We start from the raw sequence: 18,482 nt of genomic DNA, 5'->3' as shown, positions 1-18,482 counted from the left end.
TCCTCAGCCCTGCGCCCGTTCGGCCAGCCACAGGCGTAATTGTTTTTTATCGACTTTGCCCACCGGCGTCAGCGGCAGTGCATCCAGGCACTCCACGCGATCCGGCAGTTTGAATTCAGCCACGCCCTGCTCGCGCAGGAAACGGCGCACCTCGACTGCACGCAGGGGTTGTTTCACCACCAGATACGCGCAGCTCTTCTCGCCCAGCAGGCTGTCTTCCATGCTGACGAGGGCTGCGTGGATCACCGTCTCATGGCGCAGGAGCAGGTTTTCGATCTCTTCGGCGGCGATCTTTTCCCCGCCGCGGTTGATCTGATCTTTCTCGCGCCCCTGCACGGTGATGTAACCCTGCTCGTCGATGGCGATCAGATCCCCGGAACAGTAAAAGCCGTTCTCATCAAAGGCGCTGGCGTTGTGCTCCGGGCTTTTGTAATAGCCGCGGAAGGTATACGGCCCGCGCGTCATCAGGCGGCCCACCTCACCGCGCGGCAGCGGATTACCGTGTTCATCGGCCACCCAGACTTCATCGTCCGGACACATCGGGCGGCCCTGGGTGTTGGTGATACGCTCCGGGGAATCATCCAGTGCGGTGTAGTTCACCAGCCCTTCAGCCATGCCAAATACCTGCTGGAGCTGGCAGCCGATCTCCGCCGGAATACGCGTTGCCAGGGTCGCGGAGAGTCGCGCCCCACCCACCTGCAGCAGCTGCAACGACGCCAGTTGGGCGTTACCCGCTCCTTCGTTGATGGCCTGCAGCCACAGGCTCACTGCAGGCGGCACCAGCGAGGTGACGGTGATCTGATGCTGTTCAATCAGCGGGAAGCAGATCGTGGCGCTGGGATCGTTTGCCAGTACCACGCAGCCACCGGCCATAAACACCCCCAGCGAGCCGGGGGAGCTCATCGCAAAGTTGTGTGCCGCAGGCAGCGCATTCAGATAACGGGTATCGGCGGTAATGGCGCAGATCTCGTTACTGCGCAGGATGCTGTAGTAATAATCGTTGTGGGTGCGCGGGATCAGCTTCGGCGTACCGGTGCTGCCGCCGGAAAGCTGGAAAAACGCCACTTCATCAGCTGGCGTTGGGGTGGCGACAAAATGTTCTGACGGGCGCGCAATGGCGGCTTCCAGCGCGTACTCGCCAGCATCGCCGCGCAGCAGCACGCTGCGCACAGAGCGGTGTTGACTGACAAAGGTATTCAGAAACTCATCGCCCGCAAACAGGGCGTGGGCGCGATCGGCAATCAGCAGCGTGGGTTCAATCTGCAACGCGTAGGCGTTCAGCTCGCTGCGCTGATGGCTGAAGAGCGCATTGACCGGCGCGACGCCCACCTGCAGCAGGGCAAAAAAGGTGATGTAAAACTCGGCGACGTTGCCCAACTGCACCAGCGCGGTTTCGCCACGCTTCACACCCTGCGCCTGCAGAGCTGCGGCAAGATTGTTGACGGACTGGTGGAACTGACGCCAGTTCAGGTGGCGCTCGCCGTCAACTATCGCCCGCGCGTCGCTGTCGGCGTGGCGGGTCAGAATGTCGGTCAGGGGCAGATCCTGCCAGTAGCCTTTTTCACGGTAGCGTCGGGCTAAATCGTCGGGCCAGCGGGTAAAGGGAAGGGTCATGGTTAATCCTTAGTGCAAGCCAAAAACGTTCAGCATGGTGGACAGTTTGACGCCGGTTTCGCGCCACTCGGCGACCGGGGAAGAAGCAGGCACGATGCCAGCGCCGGCAAACAGGCGCACGCTGTTAGCGTGAATGCGCGCGCAGCGGATCGTCACCACCCACTCGCCGTTCCCTTCGCTGTCGCACCAGCCCACAATGCCGCCAAACAGTTCGCGATCGAATGGCTCCAGCTCGGCAATCAGTTCTTTCGCCGCCAGGTGCGGGAAGCCGCTCAGCGCCGGGGTCGGGTGCAGCAGACAGGCCAGCGTCAGGGCATTTTCATCGTCACGCGCCTCGCCTTCCACCGGGGTTGCCAGGTGCCACAAGGTCGGGGTGTTCACCAGCTGCGGGGAGGACGGCATGGTCAGCTGATGGCTGCGCGGGGTCAGCACCGCGTTCATCGCCTGGGTCACCAGCTCGTGTTCGTGGCGATCTTTCTGCGAGGCCAGCAGCTTATTGCCCGCCTCGCGATCGAGCATGTCATCTGGCTGACGACGGGCCGAACCGGCCAGCGGCAGCGAGCTAAAATGCCCCCCCTCTTTGCGCAGCAGCAGCTCCGGGCTGGCACCGAGCAGCACGCCGCCATCTTCCAGCGGGACGTGGAAGTTAAAGCTGGCCGGGTTCTGGGCAATCAGCCTTTCCAGCAGGGCGCTGCTGTCGATGTTCTCAACGGTGGCAATATCAATCAGGCGCGAGAGCACCACTTTATTGACGCGCGGAGTGGCGGTCAGCGCCGCGGCGCGGGCGACCATATCCTCAAACGCCAGCTGGGCCGGGATCTCCGTGCGGGTTTTTACCGTCAGCGACTGCGACTGGCTGGCGTAGCGGGCAGACTGCTGGCGCGCCGGTCGGGCAAAACTCTGCCACTGCTGCGGAATAAACAGCGACGACGGCTGGCGGGTATCAAACGGGATCGCCCCCACCATGACGGGGTTGGCAATGCCGTTAGCTTTAGCGTCGGCAAAGGCCTGGGCCAGCTGCTGCTGGAAGGCGCTCGCCAGTGAGTCGCCGTCCACCGCCGGGGCAGAAAAGCGGGCAAAACAGCCAGACGTGGTAAAACTGCGATAAGGCGACATAAAAAAGAAGCTGTCAGATTGCAGCGTGGTCGCGATGTGCTGAACATCCTCAGCCAGTGACGTATCCATATCATCCTCCTGAAATGATAAAAGCAGTAAGAATTATTATCATTTATATTTTCGCTCGCTAACCTAATCCCAGCGCGCGGCGCTGTCAACCGCAGACAGTGCAAGTTGTGCGACTATCGCTTGCATCCATCCGACTCATTTATGAAAATGAGAAGCATTAACCTCAACGAAAACAGGATGTCCCTTAGTGAAACTGCCCGCCATTTGTCGTAACACCCTGCTTTTAACCGGACTTTTACTTTCAGGATTAACCTCAGCCCTTGCCGCCGACTGGCCGCGCCAGGTAACTGACAGTCACGGAAGCCATACTCTCGAGAGCAAACCGACGCGGATTGTCTCCACCAGCGTCACCCTCACCGGCTCGCTGCTGGCAATTGATGCGCCGGTGGTCGCCAGCGGAGCCACCACGCCAAATAACCGGGTGGCGGACGATCAGGGCTTCCTGCGCCAGTGGGGCGACGTCGCCAGACAGCGTCAGCTCACGCGTCTGTACATCGGTGAAGCAAGTGCTGAAGCGGTGGCCGCGCAAATGCCGGACCTGATCCTGATAAGCGCCACCGGCGGTGATTCAGCCGTGGCGCTGTACGATCAGCTCTCGGCCATCGCCCCGACGCTTATCATCAATTACGACGATAAAAGCTGGCAGGCGCTGTTAACCCAACTGGGCACCCTTACCGGGCAAGAAAGCCAGGCCGCGGCGCGTATCGCCGAATTCGATAAGCAGCTCGCACAGGTGAAGCAGAAGATTAAACAGCCGCCGCAGCCGGTGAACGCCATCGTCTATACCGCCGCCGCGCACAGCGCCAACCTGTGGACCGCCGAATCCGCGCAGGGCAAACTGCTGCAACAGCTGGGCTTTAGCCTTGCCACCCTACCCGCCGGACTGAACGCCTCGCAAAGCCAGGGCAAGCGTCACGACATTATTCAGCTGGGCGGCGAAAACCTGGCCACCGGGCTGAATGGCGAAGGGCTGTTCCTGTTTGCCGGGGATCAGAAAGACGTGGACGCTATCTACGCCAATCCGCTGCTGGCGCACCTGCCCGCTGTGCAAAACAAGCGCGTCTGGGCGCTGGGCACCGAAAGCTTCCGTCTGGATTATTTCAGCGCGATGCGAGTGTTGCAGCGTCTTAACACCCTGTTTGGCTAAGGGTATTGCCCCGGATTAAACCGGGGCAGCTTCCTGACGGAACCGACGTAACTCCGCCAAAACCCACACCAGCATCGCCCCGACAATCGCCAGCACAAAACCGCTGCTGCTGGCCGAAGCCACCGGGGTCATCATCGCCCCCAGCCCGCCCAGGATCGCCGCGCCAATCGCATCGCCGGTGACGTTCTGCGCGGTCCACAGCCCGTTAATGCGCCCGAGCATCGCTTCCGGGGTCTGGGTCTGGATCAGGGTGTATTGCAACAGGGAACTCACCGCGCTCAGCCAGCCAAACAGCGCCAGACAGACCACGCCCAGCGCCCATACCGGCATCAGGCTGAACAGCCCAATTGCAATAAACGAGGTAAAGGTGGCCAGCAGCATAATCATCCCCGGCCGCGCACTCTGCGCCAGGTTGCCGCTGGTCAACGCCCCCAGCGCCGCGCCAAGCGGGATGGCGGCGTACAGGAATCCAATCTGCGACACGCTCATCTGCCACTCCTGCGCCAGCGCCGGATAGAGAACGCGCACCGCGCTCGCCATCGTCAGCAGGCCACCCAGCAGGGCGATCCCGCCGATCAGCGGACTGTTGAACAGAAAACGGATCGCCGCCAGCAGGGATTTGAGCGGATGCTCGCGCGGCTGCGGCGGAGGCGGCAGCAGCGGCAGGCGCAGCAATGTTAAGGTGGTGATAAAGGTCCCCGCCGCAGCCAGGCCGTAGTTCCAGGCCACATTGCCGGTGCCCAGCAGCAGGCCGCCGACCATAGGCGAGATAACCGACCCCAGACGCACGGTCAGCATGGTGATGGCGCCTGCCTGCATCAGATTTTCTCGCCCCACCAGCGCAGGCGTCGCCGCCAGCAGCGCCGTCACGCCAAGGGAGGCAAAAAAGCCGTCCCACAGGCCGAGGGCATAAATCGCAATTAATGAGGGCTCAGGCAGCATCGCGTTCAGACACAAGCCGACAAATCCCACTCCGCAGGTGCCACGCGCCAGCAAGATCAGCTTCTTACGCTCGTAGCGATCCGCCAGCACCCCACCGACCATCAGGCCGACAAACATCGCCCCGCCGGTTAAGGTAACGGCAAGCCCCACCAGCCAGCTGGAGCCGGTCATCATCTGGATCTGTACCGGCACGGCAACGCCCAGCAGGCCAAGCGAAAGGATGGAGATAAAGCGGGCGATAAAGACGGCGCGGAACGCCGGGTGGGTCTTCAGCAGGCTCAGATTAAGCAGCCAGGATTGTCGGGTCATTACAAAGCCTTAATGGTTTCTTTTATACCAATTCAATGGCGGCACATGCTAACATAGCCAAATAAGATAGATAACGATAATTACTATCATTATCAAATCATGGACGTTGCTATGTCGTACTCCTCTTCCGCGCCACGCGCCCTTGCCGTGCCCGGTTTACTGTTACTGCTCCTTCTTGCGATCGCCCTCAGCCTGCTGGTGGGCGCTAAACCTCTGCCACTTTCCGTGGTGGTGGATGCCTTTTCTGCCACCTGTCAAAGCGCTGACTGCACCATCGTGCGGGATGCCCGCCTGCCGCGAACCCTTGCCGGACTGTTGGCCGGGGCGGCGCTGGGCCTTGCCGGGGCGCTGATGCAAACCCTGACCCGCAACCCGCTGGCCGATCCCGGTATTCTGGGCGTCAACGCGGGGGCCAGCTTCGCCATCGTGGTGGGTGCGGCGCTGTTTGGTTTCTCCTCCCCCAGCGAGCAGCTGGTGATGGCGCTCTGTGGCGCCTTTGCCGCCTCGCTGCTGGTGGCCTTTACCGGCAGCCAGGGCGGCGGCCAGCTCAGTCCGGTGCGCCTGACCCTGGCGGGTGTGGCGCTCGGCGCGGTGCTCGACGGCCTCTCCAACGGCATCGCTCTGCTCAATCCGGACGTCTATGACCAGCTGCGCTTCTGGCAGGCGGGCTCGCTGGATATCCGCACCCTGCAAACCCTGCAGGTGGTGAGCGTACCGGTACTGATTGCCGCCGCCGTGGCGCTGCTGTTAAGCCGGGCGCTCAACAGTCTGAGTCTCGGCAGCGACACCGCCACCGCGCTGGGCAGCCGGGTCGCGCGCACCCAGCTCACCGGATTACTGGTCATCACCGTGCTGTGCGGCAGCGCCACGGCGGTGGTCGGCCCTATCGCCTTTATCGGCCTGATGATGCCGCACATGGCCCGCTGGCTGGTGGGAGCCGATCACCGCTGGTCCCTGCCGGTGACCCTGCTTGCCACCCCTGCCCTGCTGCTGTTTGCCGATATTATTGGCCGCCTGCTGGTGCCCGGCGAGCTGCGCGTCTCGGTGGTCAGCGCCTTTATCGGCGCCCCGGTACTGATTTTTCTGGTACGCCGTAAGCGCGGAGGTGCCCTGTGATGGCCCCTTCCCGCCGTTTAGTCTGGAGCTGCCTGCTGCTGGTGCTGGTGAGCCTGGGCGTGGCAATCATCAGCCTGCGAAGCGGCGCCGTGACGCTCGATTTCAGCCAGGTCTTTAATGCCCTGACCGGCAGCGCACCGCGCAATATCACCCTGGTAGTGACCGAATGGCGCTTGCCGCGCGTGATGATGGCCCTGCTGGTGGGGGCTGCGCTGGGGATCAGCGGAGCGATTTTCCAGTCGCTGATGCGTAACCCGCTCGGCAGCCCGGACATCATGGGCTTTAACACCGGGGCCTGGAGCGGCGTGCTGGTGGCGATGGTGCTGTTTGGTCAGCATCTGACGGCCATCACCCTGGCGGCGATGGCGGGCGGGATCCTGACTTCGCTGGTGGTCTGGGCGCTTGCCTGGCGCAACGGGATCGAAACCTTCCGCCTGATTATTATCGGCATCGGGATGCGCGCGATGCTGATGGCATTTAATACCTGGCTGCTGCTGCGGGCATCGCTTGAGACCTCGCTCTCTGCCGGGCTGTGGTTCGCGGGCTCGCTCAACGGCCTGACCTGGTCCAAAACCCTGCCCGCCGCGCCGCTGATCCTGCTGATGTTTGTCTGCGCACTGCTGCTGGTGAAACGCCTGCGCCTGCTGGAGATGGGCGACGACAGCGCCTGCGCGCTGGGCGTCGGCGTTGAGCGTTCACGGCTGATGCTGATGCTGGTGGCGGTCGTCCTCACCGCCGCCGCGACCGCCATCGCCGGGCCGATCTCCTTTATCGCGCTGGTGGCACCGCACATTGCCCGCCGTCTGAGCGGCACCGCCCGCTGGGGATTAACCCAGTCGGCGCTGTGCGGGTCACTGCTGCTGCTGGCCGCCGATCTCTGCGCCCAGCAGCTGTTTATGCCTTATCAACTTCCGGTGGGCGTGGTGACGGTCAGCCTTGGCGGGATCTACCTTATCGTCTTGCTTGTTCAGGAGTCCCGCAAGAAATGACACACACCGCAACCCGCCTGCGCGGCGACGATTTAACCCTTGGCTACGGCAAAAAAATCGTGGCCGAGAACCTGCAGGTGGCGATACCCGACGGCCACTTTACCGCCATAATCGGTCCCAACGGCTGCGGCAAGTCGACGCTGCTACGTACCCTGAGCCGCCTGATGACGCCCATCCACGGCAACGTGTTTCTCGATGGGGAGCAGATCCAGCGCTTCAACAGTAAAGAGGTAGCGCGACGGGTCGGGCTGCTGGCACAAAACGCCACCACGCCTGGGGACATTACCGTGCAGGAGCTGGTGGCACGCGGACGTTATCCCCACCAGCCGATGTTTACCCGCTGGCGCAAAGAAGATGAAGCGGCAGTCAACAAAGCGATGCAGGCCACCGGTATCACCTCGCTGGCGGCGCAGAGCGTCGATACCCTGTCCGGCGGACAGCGCCAGCGCGCGTGGATTGCGATGGTGCTGGCGCAGGAAACGTCGATTATGCTGTTGGACGAGCCGACCACCTGGCTGGACATCAGTCATCAGATCGATCTGCTGGAGCTGTTAAGCGACCTGAATCGCACCCAGGGATATACGCTGGCAGCGGTGCTGCATGACCTCAACCAGGCGTGCCGCTATGCCACCCACCTGATTGCCCTGCGCGAGGGTAAGATTGTGGCCGAGGGTGCGCCAAAAGAGATTGTGACCCCAGATCTGATCGAGCGGATCTACGGGATGCGCTGCATGATTATTGACGATCCGGTGGCGGGTACGCCGCTGGTGGTACCGCTGGGGAAACGTGCGGTCTGATCCCCTCACCCCGGCCCTCTCCCCAAAGGGGCGAGGGTGAAAAGACAGCTCCGTGCGATCCTCTCTCCCCAAAGCGGCAGGATGAAAAGACGGCTCCGTGCGATCCCCTCTCCCCAAAGCGGCAGGATGAAAAGACGGCTCCGTGCGATCTCCTCTCCCCAAAGAGGCGAGGATGAAAAGACGGCTCCGTGCGAGCCCCTCTCCCCAAAGGGGCGAGGGTGAAAAGACCGCTCCGTGCGATCCCCTCTCCCCTATGGGGAGAGGGTTAGGGTGAGGGGAAACTACCCCAGAATCCCCTTCAGCACCGGCCCTATCGTCTCAAACGCCTGCGGGGAAATGATATCCACGTGGGCGCAATCCTGACAGTACACCTCCAGCTCCCCTACCCACGGTGCCCAGGCGACCTGAGGATCCACCGTTCGCGTGCGTTCGGCAACAAACAGCGTGGCTTTGCCGTCAAACCTGGCACTGTGGGCCGTGGTCAGCAGACGCACTGCATCGGCGTAGTTGCCTTCAATTGCCGTGAACAGCTCGCTGGAGGTCTGCCCCTGCTGGGCGGCAATAAACGCCTGTCGCTCACGTTCAATCTCAGCCAGAACTGCCGGATCGAGTCCGTTGGCCTCTTTTTCGCTCCAGTTTTGCGTCTCCGGCGGCCAGGTATCCAGCAGGCCGAGGAAGGCCACCGCTTCACCCTGTTCGCGCAGACGCGCGGCAATGCCCTGTGCCAGCGTCCCGCCAAGCGAGTAGCCAAACAGATAATACGGCCCCTGCGGCTGCTGAGCTAAGAGCGTCGCCAGATGCTCATCGATCACCGCATCCAGCGTGGCGCACTGCTGCATCGGGCCCGTTGGTCGCGGTGACTGAATGCCCGTAATCGACCAGCGCGGGCTGAGATAGCGGGCCAGCACGCTGAACTGCCAGGCAAAACCGGAAGCCGGGTGGAAGCAGAACAGCGTTGGGCCATCACCTTCGCGCAGCGGCAGAATGTTCTCGTAACCCAGGCGCTGGGCCTGCTCGTCGCTCATCCCTGATGCCAGTAAGGCGCTCAGTTTGCCCACCGTCGACGCCACCATTACCTGACCGGGCGTGACCTGGCGGGCAAAGTGGCGGCTCAGGCTGGCGGCAAGACGCATTGCCAGCAGCGAGTGACCGCCGAGGGCGAAGAAATCGGCCTCGATATCGTTGATCTCACAACCAAGCAGCGTGGAAAACGCCGCCGCAATTGCGTGTTCCGCTTCGCTTTCCGGCGCGCGTCCTGGGGTTTTTACGGTCAGTTCCGGCAGCGGCAGCGCCTTGCGATCCAGCTTACCGTTGGCGCTGAGCGGCAGGTCGCTGAGTTGCAGCAGCACCACCGGCACCATATGCGGCGGCAGCTGGGTTTTCATTTCCGCCAGCAGCGCGTCGCGATCCAGCGGCAGGCCAGACTCAGAGACGAGGTAGCCCACAAGCTGGCGGGCATCGCCGCCGGTGGCTGTCGCCTGGTTAATCACGCAGGCATGGGTCACCGCCTGCGCCACGTCCGGCAGGGCCAGCATCGTCCGGTCGATTTCGCCCAGCTCAATGCGCTGACCACGAATTTTAAGCTGATCGTCGCTGCGACCTAAATACTCTACCGCGCCGTTGTCCAGCCAGCGGGCCACATCGCCCGTGCGGTACATGCGCTCGCCGGGGGCAAACGGATCGGCAATAAAGCGACTGGCGGTCAGGTCCGGGCGGCCAAGATAGCCCTGCGCCAGCTGAATGCCGGTGAGATACAGATCGCCCGCCACACCGAATGGCACCGGGCGCATCATTGCGTCCAGAATGCGCAGGCCGGTGTTCCACACCGGGAAACCAATCGGCACGCTGTTGCCCTCGACGGCGGCCAGTTCCGGGCCATATGCCGGATACCAGCTGACGTCCACCGCCGCTTCGGTCGGGCCATACAAATTATGTAGCGCCACCTGGGTGAGCTGTTCCCACTCGCGACACAGCCCGGTCGGCAGGGCTTCGCCGCTGCAGAACACTTGTTTCAGGCTGGCGCAGCAGGCCGCATTTTCCGGTGTCAGCGAGGCGACAAACGCCGCCAGCATCGATGGCACAAAGTGAGTGGTGGTCACGCCGTACTGCGCAAAGAATGCCTGCATCGCCAGCGGATCGCGGTGCGCCTCCGGCTCGGCCATCACCAGCTTCGCACCGGCGATGAACGGCCACCAGAACTCCCACACCGACACGTCAAAACTGCACGGCGTCTTTTGCGCCACCACATCCTGTGCAGTGAGCGGATAGTGGTTTTGCATCCACAGCAGGCGGTTGACGATAGCGGTTTGTCCGACCATCACCCCTTTCGGGCGGCCAGTGGAGCCAGAGGTAAAGATGATATAGGCGGTCTGTTCCGGCGTGCTCAGGTGCAGCGGTTCGCTACCCAGCACAGGTAATAGTGTGTTGTAACTAAAGCTGGCCAGCGGAAGATGGCTGAAGCGCGGGAGCTGGTCGTCGGTGGCGATCAGCAGCGACGGCTTCGCATCCTCGAGCATCATCTGCAGGCGGTCGTCGGGATACCCGGTGTCCAGCGGCAGCCACGCGGCCCCCGCCTCGACGATGGCATGCAGCGCCAGGGTCAGGAACACCGAACGCGGCAGCGCCACCGCCACGCTGTCGCCGGGTTTGACGCCGCGTGCACGCAGGAGCGTCGCCAGAGCCACTACCTGCTCGCGCATCTGGCGATAGGTCAGGTTGTACTGGGCATCAGCCAGCGCCGGGGCGTCCGGGGTTTTCGCAGCCTGCTCCGCTACCAGCGTGCTCAGGGTGGTCAGCGGCAGCGGGACCGCAGTCTGGTTGATGTTCTCCAGCAGGCGATACTCGTCATCAGAGAGGGTTTCCGCCTCGCCGCAGCGCAGGTCGCTGTTGGCGGCAAACTGGGCCAGCAGGGCATGCAGGCGTTCGACATGGCGCACCAGAGCGGCTTCATCGTAACGCTGTTTGTTGGCGAGGATCTCAATGCTCAGCCCGCCCTGTTCATCCGGGAATAGCGCCATTTCGAGATCATTCACCGGACCGGTCGCCAGGGTATGCGTCACCGCCTGTACGCCGTCGAGATCCAACTGGTAATCGAACACTTTGACGTTAAATACCGGGCCAAACAGCGCTTCATCCCGGGCAGATCCCCCGCTGTCGCGAACGATCTGCTCGGCGTCGTAACGCTGGTGGCGACGCATTTTTTTCATCTGTCCGGCCAGCCGCTGGGCCAGTTCCGGCAGGGTTTCCTGCGGGTTGATGTTCACGGCCAGCGGCAGCACGTTGAGCACCGGGCCAGTCGCGGTCAGCGCCGCAGAACCCATTCGGCGCATAAAGATAAAACCGGCAGCATAATCCATGCGCCCGGTCAGACGGGCGAGCCACAGGGCCACCAGCGCCAGGGCCAGATCGGTTGGCTGGGTCTGGCTGGCATGGGTCAGCTTGCTGAATGCGCGGCGGTCAGCAGTCAGCTTCAGGCGCAGAATGTCAGTGGTGGCCGCGCGTCCCGGCAACGGTGCGCTGGAGAGCGACACCGGCGGCGGCAGATGTTTGCGCTGCTCAGCCCAGAATGCGCCATCGCGGGTATAGGCCTCGCTGTCGCGGTAGCGCTGATACTCTTCCACCACTTCGGCAAACGGGGTAAACGGGGACGCTGGCATGGTTTCGCCTTGCGACCAGGCGCGGTAAATAGCCACGATCTGGCGGGTAATGGCCGGGAAACTGAAGCCATCCACCACTAAATGATGATAGCGCTGATACCAGTACCAGCGGTTATCCGCCACCTGAATCAGCAGATGGAAGGCCAGCGGCTGCCCGCTGTCGACGCGCAGATTCTGATTCAGATCGGCGTGCATTGTCGCCAGCGCGGCACTGTGCGGATCGGCGTCGGCACGCAGATCGACAATCTGCGGCTCCGGCAGTTGGAACGCGTCGTCCACCCACTGCCAGATTTCGCCGTTATCTTCGGCAAAACGGGTGCGCAGGGTATCGGCCTGCATCATGCCCGCCACCACCGCTTTCGCCAGCAGTGGGGCGTCAAGCGGGCCGTTCAGCTCGACGTAATGCGCCACACTCCAGGCATTGGGCAGGTCGGAAAGCTGTTCCGCCATCCAGATCCCCGGCTGGGCGGCAACGAGAGGATGTTGTGCGCTCATGATTTCACCTGTGCAAAATGGGCCGGGATAAGGGTTTGCCAGTGGGCGACAAGCCACTGCTGACACGCCTCCTGCGACTGCGGCTCGCACACCACGCGCCAGCCGTCGGGCAAGGCGCACTGCTGCGGCCACAGGCTGTACTGCTGCTGACCGTTTTGCACAATGGCGAACAAACCCTGCGGATCGTCGAAGGGGTTACTGAATTCCATACCAGACTCCGTTATTGAATAAGCGGCTGCCAGAGAGTCATCAGCCCCTGCGTCAGCCCTCCCCGCCAGCAAAGTGCATCATGTCCACCGTCAACCGGACGCCAGACAACCGGCGGCTGCGCGTGCTGTAGTTCGGCATACAGCGCCTGAGCGGCGCGGTAAATCAGCGGTTCACGTCGCCCCGCCTCCAGCACGATGCGCAGGCCCTGCCCCGACAGGTTTTGGGTTTTAAGCTGTTCGATAATCACGCCGTCCTGGTTCGCGCCGCGATGCGGCCACCAGAAGGAGCCCGACTGGCTGAGCACGCAGCCAAAGCGCTGGGGCCAGTTGAGCCCGGCGTACAGCGCGGAGAGGCCGCCAAAGCTCTGCCCGGCCACCACCGTGCGATCGGCGCGGTCGCTGAACGGGGCGAGTGCATGAATTTTTGGCAAGAGCTCTTCCTGCACCGCCAGCCAGAAGTCGGGGTTACAGGGCAGCTCGCGGCTGCGGTGGGCGGTGTCGATAACGTCGATTAAGACATAGACGGCGGGCGGCAGTTGATTGCTGTGAGTGAGAGCGGTCAGTGCGGGCCATACCGGCATGCTTTCGGCCCAGAACTGCCCGTCAAGCAGCACCGCCAGCGGGCGCTCGTGCGGAGTTGCCTCGCCACTCGTGAAGATCCACACCCGACGCGTATTGCCCAGCCTTTCGCTGGTCCAGGAGATGCACTGGGGTGGCGGGTACGACGCGTCGGGACGATCCCAACCGGGCTGCAGCGGGGCCTGCGGCATTTCGAGCGCCGAGACCGGGTGCCCGCGTCCACCGCGCCAGTGCTGCGGGTTAAGCGGATCGGCGATGGCGTTGGGCAGCAGTTTGCGCCAGCCTTCGCGCAGGGCCATGCGGTCCGGCGGATCGGTGGCAAACACTGACTCAACGAAATCGTCGTCATGTTCAGAGGGGATAAAACAGTAGCTTCCGCGCCAACTGGGGCTGAACTCACCCTGCCACTGCCAGATGTCAGTATCGGCAATGCGCACCAGCGTCTGCGGGCGGGCGTTGTGGTGGTGATCGGTCACACCTGTGATGTAGAGCCACACCCGTTTGAGCGGCGAGGTGTGCTGCGTTCCACCGGGGTCACGCCACCAGAACGTGACTTTATAATGATCCCCTTCCGGCACCCTTTCGGGCCCTTTTTTTGCCTGCCACCAGGCATTGCTTCCCGCTTCCAGCGTTGTCACCGAGTTAACCCCAAGACCTGTTCTGTTTTTTTGATAAAAGATAAACAATATCGATAATATTATTGATAACTATTTTCATTTGCAATAGCGTATGGGCGCGCTGTGGGAAGCGCGAACAATTTATAGCCATGCCCTGCACTGCGTACGGACTCAGGAACGAGGCGTTTTCGCAAATTGCGGGCGATATCATGCCGTCTCCTCACCCGTTAGGGAATGGAGCCATGGGGAATACGGCACCGAAAAGCAGGACATACAATGAATAACAAGCTTCACTCTCTGGCCTTACTGGTCAATCTGGGGATCTACGGTGTAGCACTGCCGGCCATGGCCGCCGACACCGCCGCAACAGAAGATACGATGGTGATCACCGCCGCCGAGCAGAACCTGCAGGCGCCGGGCGTGTCGACCATTACCGCCGATCAGATCCGTAAAAACCCGCCTGCACGCGATGTGGCTGAGATCATCCGCACTATGCCGGGCGTGAACCTGACCGGCAACTCCACCAGCGGCCAGCGCGGTAACAATCGCCAGATTGATATCCGCGGAATGGGCCCGGAAAACACCCTGATCCTGATTGACGGCAAGCCCGTCACCAGCCGCAACTCCATCCGTCTGGGCTGGCGCGGCGAACGTGACACCCGGGGCGATACCGGTTGGGTGCCACCAGAGATGGTTGAGCGCATTGAAGTGATCCGTGGCCCGGCCGCCGCACGTTATGGCAACGGCGCCGCGGGCGGCGTGGTGAATATCATCACCAAAAAAATCAGCAACGAGTGGCATGGCGCCTGGAACACCTATCTGAATGCCCCTGAGCATAAAGAAGAGGGCTCCACCAAACGCACCAACTTTAGCCTCAACGGCCCGCTGGGCGGGGATTTCAGCTTCCGCTTATACGGCAACCTTGATAAAACCCAGGCCGACGCGTGGGATATCAACCAAGGCCATCAGTCTGAACGTACCGGCGCCTATGCCGATACGCTGCCCGCCGGGCGTGAAGGGGTTGAAAATAAAGACGTTAACGGCGTGCTGCGCTGGGACTTTGCCCCGATGCAGTCCCTGCAGTTTGAAGCGGGCTACAGCCGTCAGAACAACCTGTACGCCGGCGACACGCAGAACACCAACAATGACAACAGCAGCAGTGGCCTGGTGAAGCAAAACTACGGCAAAGAGACCAACCGTCTGTATCGGCAGAACTTCGCCGTGACCTGGAACGGCGGCTGGGATAACGGCATCACCACCAGCAACTGGGCGCAGTACGAGCACACCCGCAACTCGCGTCTGGGCGAAGGGCTGGCGGGCGGTCTGGAAGGGCTGTTTAACAGCAACCAGTTTACCGATACCGACCTGTCCGACGTGATGCTGCACAGCGAAATCAACCTGCCGATCGACTTTATCGTGAACCAGAACCTGACCCTGGGCACCGAATGGGATCAGCAGCGTATGAAGGACATGTCCTCCAACGGCCAGGCCCTGCAGGGTGGCGCGGTTCCGGGGATCGACAACAATCGCAGCCCGTATTCCGATGCGGAGATCTTCTCTCTGTTTGCCGAAAACAACATGGAGCTGACCGACAGCACCATGCTGACCCCGGCGCTGCGCTTCGATCATCACTCGGTGGTGGGTAACAACTGGAGCCCGTCGCTGAACCTGTCTCAGGGCCTGGGCGACGACTTTACCCTGAAAATGGGTATCGCCCGCGCCTATAAAGCGCCGAGTCTGTACCAGACCAACCCGAACTACCTGCTGTACAGCAAAGGCCAGGGTTGCTACGCCAGCGCCGACGGCGTCGGCTGCTACATGCTGGGTAACGAGGATCTGAAAGCCGAAACCAGCATCAACAAAGAGATTGGCCTGGAGTGGAAACGCGACGGCTGGCTGGCGGGCGTGACCTGGTTCCGTAACGACTACCGCGACAAGATTGAAGCCGGTTACGCGCCAGTGGGTCAGACCTCACTCGGCAAAACCAAAACGGATATCTACCAGTGGGAAAACGTGCCAAAAGCGGTAGTTGAAGGTCTGGAAGGTACGCTGAACGTACCGGTCAGCGATGCGGTTAACTGGACTAACAACATCACCTACATGCTGCAGAGTAAGAACAAAGAGACCGGCGACCGTCTGTCGATCATCCCGGAGTACACGCTGAACTCGACCCTGAGCTGGCAGGTACAGCAGGATCTGTCAGTGCAGTCTACCTTCACCTGGTACGGCAAGCAGCAGCCGAAGAAGTACAACTACAAAGGCCAACCGGCGACCGGTTCTGAGCTGGATGAAGTCAGTCCGTACAGCATCGTGGGCATGAGCGCGACCTGGGACGTGACCAAATACGTCAGCCTGACCGGCGGCGTGGATAACGTCTTCGACAAGCGCGTATGGCGTGCGGGTAACGCCCAGACCACCGGGAATACCGCGACTGGCGCGTACATGTACGGTGCGGGGGCTTATACCTATAACGAGCCAGGCCGTACATGGTATATGAGTGTCAATACGCAGTTCTGATGAGAGCGTTAAGGCAACGTGCGTTGTCATGCTCATCAGTTACGTATTGATGAACGATCCGTTCACCTTATGTTCAGCAGAATATAAGGTGAACGGGAGAACCCCTGACCTGCTCCCTCCGCTGTGAGCGAGGAGCTGACGATGCTATCTTTATCACTCTCCGAGCGTTGATAAGGTATCGACTGATATGGAATTGACATTATCAGGTGGGTGTTTATGCGGGTTTATCAGATTCACAGCGATTAACCCTGCTTCCTCTCATTCCTGCTCCTGCGATATATGCCAGAAGCATTCTGGTTGTCAGACCGCAGTATGGCTTGAATTCAACTCGGCGGATGTTAAATGGACGGGTGAAGGGGGCACGCCTTCTCTGTTCCGCTCATCTACGACTTCATCCAGAGCATTTTGTGCCAGGTGTGGCAGTTCAGTCGGTGCTATCGACGACACTCCGGTGACTGCATTGCTAAGCGGTATTTTTGACCACAATGAATGCGCGATGTTTTCGCCACAATCTCACTCATTTCAGGATATGAAGCCTGAGTGGTGGAGAAAAATCATGCCCGATACCGCTCAATAAATAACCAAGTGCCGCGCAATGTTCTCAATGTTTATGTTGTCAAACATGGAATAATACTTATGAATATCTATACAAGATCAGCTCTACTTTCTGATGTTGATAGTATTTTCGACGTTAGAACCTCGGTTATCGAGAATCATCTGAGCCGCGAAGAAATGCAGCAGATGGGGATTAACGAAAGCGTCGTTGCCGATCTGATACAACAGAGTCGATGCGCATGGGTTGCAACCGTAAACGACAACGTCGTGGGCTTCTCAATGATTTTGCCGGATGAAGGATGTCTTTTTGCGGCGTTTGTTCTGCCGGAATATGAAGGCAAGGGTATTGGCCGAAGCCTTGTTGAGCTGGCCGAGCATGAATTGTTCAAACATCATGAGATTGCCTGGCTGGAAACGGATAAAAATAGTCGTGCGGCGCGATTCTATTTGCAACTCGGCTGGGGTAATAAAAAGGCTATAAATGATACTGATATCAGATTAGAGAAATGTCGCGGTGTTTAATCCGCAATAATACTCATGATGTCCGCTTCTGGTGCGAGGTGGAAGATGGTCCGCTGTGAGCAAGGAGCGGACATTGCTAACAACATTCTGTGTGAATCAACAAGGAGCTGGTCATGTTAATCAACAACGATATGTTTTCTCCACATGCACATTCAAGTACATTGCGCCACTACACTATATAATCGCTAACGATGATAAGTATATTAGTCTTTGCCCTTAGCCCCTAGATTAATTTATTGAAGCTTCACGAGAATAATGACAAACAAAAAAAGTAGCAATAATAATGGATTTAATTATGGAATGGAGATTTTTAGGTTCTATATCAGAAGCCAGGAAATCTGGCTGTAGCGGAGTTTATCTTATTGTCCATAAAGGACTTTTCAATCGTGTGGTTTACGTGGGGGTAAGTTGTAATGTAGGTAGAAGGATAAACGAACATTACGACGGTTACCTGAGAGGAAACCGAACAATTTACGACGCGGGTCACGATGACGATGTGTATCGCTTCATGTCAGCTTATAAAATTCATAACCACACAAAGCACTATCAAGCCTTGGCGAAGGATTATAAGATATGGGCATCTACAACATTGTATTCTGATTTGCCGAAAAACATGCTAGCAAAAAGCCAAACCTTTGATGCTGACTGGCAGAGCATTGCATTAGAAAAATATATTCCTCAACTGGTAGTTTGGGCCCTTCCAATGGCAAGTTACTGTTATTCAAATGCAAGCAGGATTGAAAGTGTAATCCAATCAAAACTCATTAAATCTTTTGATTTAAGAGGTTTTTTTAATATAAAACAACTAAGCATATTGGGTAAAATTGAATATCCACATATGGAAAAGGTCAAGGTTTTTATTATTGATACGCCTGATTTAGATCCGGCATCCCAACTTATTGTTAGCAATCTGTATAACAAAAAAACTGATGACAATTTCTGTAAAGAGTTCCGTTCACAGTTTAAAAGCGAGATTTTTCAGAGGGAAAGTGAAACTCAGAGAAAGCGAACTATCAGGGAGCATAAGGTCTCTCTTTATGAAAATTTTGGCAAGCCCTGGACTTTAAAGGAAATGGAAAAACTTAGAGTCATGCTTGTCGATTTTGATTTGTCCCCGACAGAAATATCTGAGTATCTAGGAAGAGAGCCTCGCTCTATCTCTAAAAAAATAAGCGAAAATGATAAAGTTACTAATTATAAATGGAGAGAGAGCGTCGGCTGGTTGTGACGTCA

14 protein-coding genes are annotated in these 18,482 nt (G+C 59.4%); 8 read left to right on the top strand and 6 right to left on the bottom strand.

What is annotated here, in order from left to right; genetic code table 11:
* Positions 1–3: 3 nt before the first annotated feature.
* Together entE and entC are read right to left on the bottom strand one after the other, a co-directional pair.
* Positions 4–1,614: a (2,3-dihydroxybenzoyl)adenylate synthase EntE gene (gene entE / locus M8014_RS16605; RefSeq protein ID WP_271283498.1), complete on the bottom strand. Its 1,611-nt coding sequence runs from the start codon at positions 1,612–1,614 to the stop codon at positions 4–6.
* A 9-nt stretch (positions 1,615–1,623) separates the two neighbouring features.
* Complete coding sequence (gene entC / locus M8014_RS16600; protein ID WP_271283497.1) at positions 1,624–2,799, bottom strand: isochorismate synthase EntC; 1,176 nt, start codon at positions 2,797–2,799, stop codon at positions 1,624–1,626.
* A 187-nt stretch (positions 2,800–2,986) separates the two neighbouring features.
* Here entC and fepB point away from each other — a divergent pair, with 187 nt between their 5' ends.
* Positions 2,987–3,946: a Fe2+-enterobactin ABC transporter substrate-binding protein gene (gene fepB / locus M8014_RS16595; protein WP_271283496.1), complete on the top strand. Its 960-nt coding sequence runs from the start codon at positions 2,987–2,989 to the stop codon at positions 3,944–3,946.
* A gap of 15 nt (positions 3,947–3,961) precedes the next feature.
* Here the strand turns inward: fepB and entS are convergent, their stop codons facing one another.
* A complete protein-coding gene (gene entS, locus M8014_RS16590; RefSeq protein WP_271283495.1) occupies positions 3,962–5,197 on the bottom strand; it encodes an enterobactin transporter EntS in 1,236 nt (411 codons plus the stop codon).
* A gap of 111 nt (positions 5,198–5,308) precedes the next feature.
* On the opposite strand from entS, the gene fepD reads away from it, so the two are divergent.
* From fepD to fepC, 3 genes are read left to right on the top strand one after another with little or no spacing between them, the layout of a single operon-like run.
* On the top strand, positions 5,309–6,313 hold the full coding sequence (gene fepD / locus M8014_RS16585; protein WP_271265870.1) for a Fe(3+)-siderophore ABC transporter permease: 1,005 nt from the start codon (positions 5,309–5,311) through the stop codon (positions 6,311–6,313).
* The gene (fepG, locus tag M8014_RS16580) at positions 6,310–7,302 is read left to right on the top strand and encodes an iron-enterobactin ABC transporter permease (protein ID WP_271283494.1); all 993 of its coding nucleotides are present in this window, start codon (positions 6,310–6,312) and stop codon (positions 7,300–7,302) included. Before fepD ends, fepG begins: the two co-directional genes overlap by 4 nt.
* Positions 7,299–8,099: an iron-enterobactin ABC transporter ATP-binding protein gene (fepC, locus tag M8014_RS16575; RefSeq protein WP_271283493.1), complete on the top strand. Its 801-nt coding sequence runs from the start codon at positions 7,299–7,301 to the stop codon at positions 8,097–8,099. The genes fepG and fepC overlap by 4 nt, the downstream gene beginning before the upstream one ends.
* A 281-nt stretch (positions 8,100–8,380) precedes the next feature.
* Here fepC and entF read toward each other — a convergent pair whose 3' ends face one another.
* Genes entF through fes form a run of 3 tightly spaced genes read right to left on the bottom strand, consistent with a single transcriptional unit; the run spans position 8,381 to position 13,676 of the window.
* A complete protein-coding gene (gene entF / locus M8014_RS16570) occupies positions 8,381–12,250 on the bottom strand; it encodes an enterobactin non-ribosomal peptide synthetase EntF (RefSeq protein ID WP_271283492.1) in 3,870 nt (1,289 codons plus the stop codon).
* Positions 12,247–12,459 (bottom strand): MbtH family protein, encoded by a 213-nt coding sequence (locus M8014_RS16565; RefSeq protein ID WP_271283491.1) that lies wholly within the window; start codon positions 12,457–12,459, stop codon positions 12,247–12,249. The genes entF and M8014_RS16565 overlap by 4 nt, the downstream gene beginning before the upstream one ends.
* 11 nt (positions 12,460–12,470) lie before the next feature.
* Positions 12,471–13,676, bottom strand: coding sequence for an enterochelin esterase (fes, locus tag M8014_RS16560; protein ID WP_271283490.1), 1,206 nt, complete (start codon positions 13,674–13,676; stop codon positions 12,471–12,473).
* Between the two features lie 255 nt (positions 13,677–13,931).
* Between fes and M8014_RS16555 the strand changes: the two genes are divergently transcribed.
* The 4 genes from M8014_RS16555 (at position 13,932) to M8014_RS16540 (ending at position 18,477) form a co-directional block, all read left to right on the top strand.
* Positions 13,932–16,172: a TonB-dependent siderophore receptor gene (locus M8014_RS16555; protein ID WP_271283489.1), complete on the top strand. Its 2,241-nt coding sequence runs from the start codon at positions 13,932–13,934 to the stop codon at positions 16,170–16,172.
* A 187-nt stretch (positions 16,173–16,359) separates the two neighbouring features.
* Positions 16,360–16,749, top strand: coding sequence for a GFA family protein (locus M8014_RS16550; protein WP_271283488.1), 390 nt, complete (start codon positions 16,360–16,362; stop codon positions 16,747–16,749).
* A 59-nt stretch (positions 16,750–16,808) separates the two neighbouring features.
* Positions 16,809–17,249 carry a GNAT family N-acetyltransferase gene (locus tag M8014_RS16545; RefSeq protein ID WP_271283487.1) on the top strand — a complete coding sequence of 147 codons (441 nt, stop codon included), beginning with the start codon at positions 16,809–16,811 and terminating at the stop codon, positions 17,247–17,249.
* A 283-nt stretch (positions 17,250–17,532) separates the two neighbouring features.
* Positions 17,533–18,477, top strand: a complete 945-nt coding sequence (locus tag M8014_RS16540) for a GIY-YIG nuclease family protein (protein WP_271283486.1) — start codon at positions 17,533–17,535, stop codon at positions 18,475–18,477.
* Positions 18,478–18,482 lie beyond the last annotated feature (5 nt).

The sequence above is a fragment of the Silvania hatchlandensis genome, from assembly GCF_025564065.1.
Classification (GTDB): Bacteria; Pseudomonadota; Gammaproteobacteria; order Enterobacterales; family Enterobacteriaceae; genus Enterobacter; species Enterobacter hatchlandensis.
This window is presented reverse-complemented; position numbering and strand designations above follow the sequence as displayed.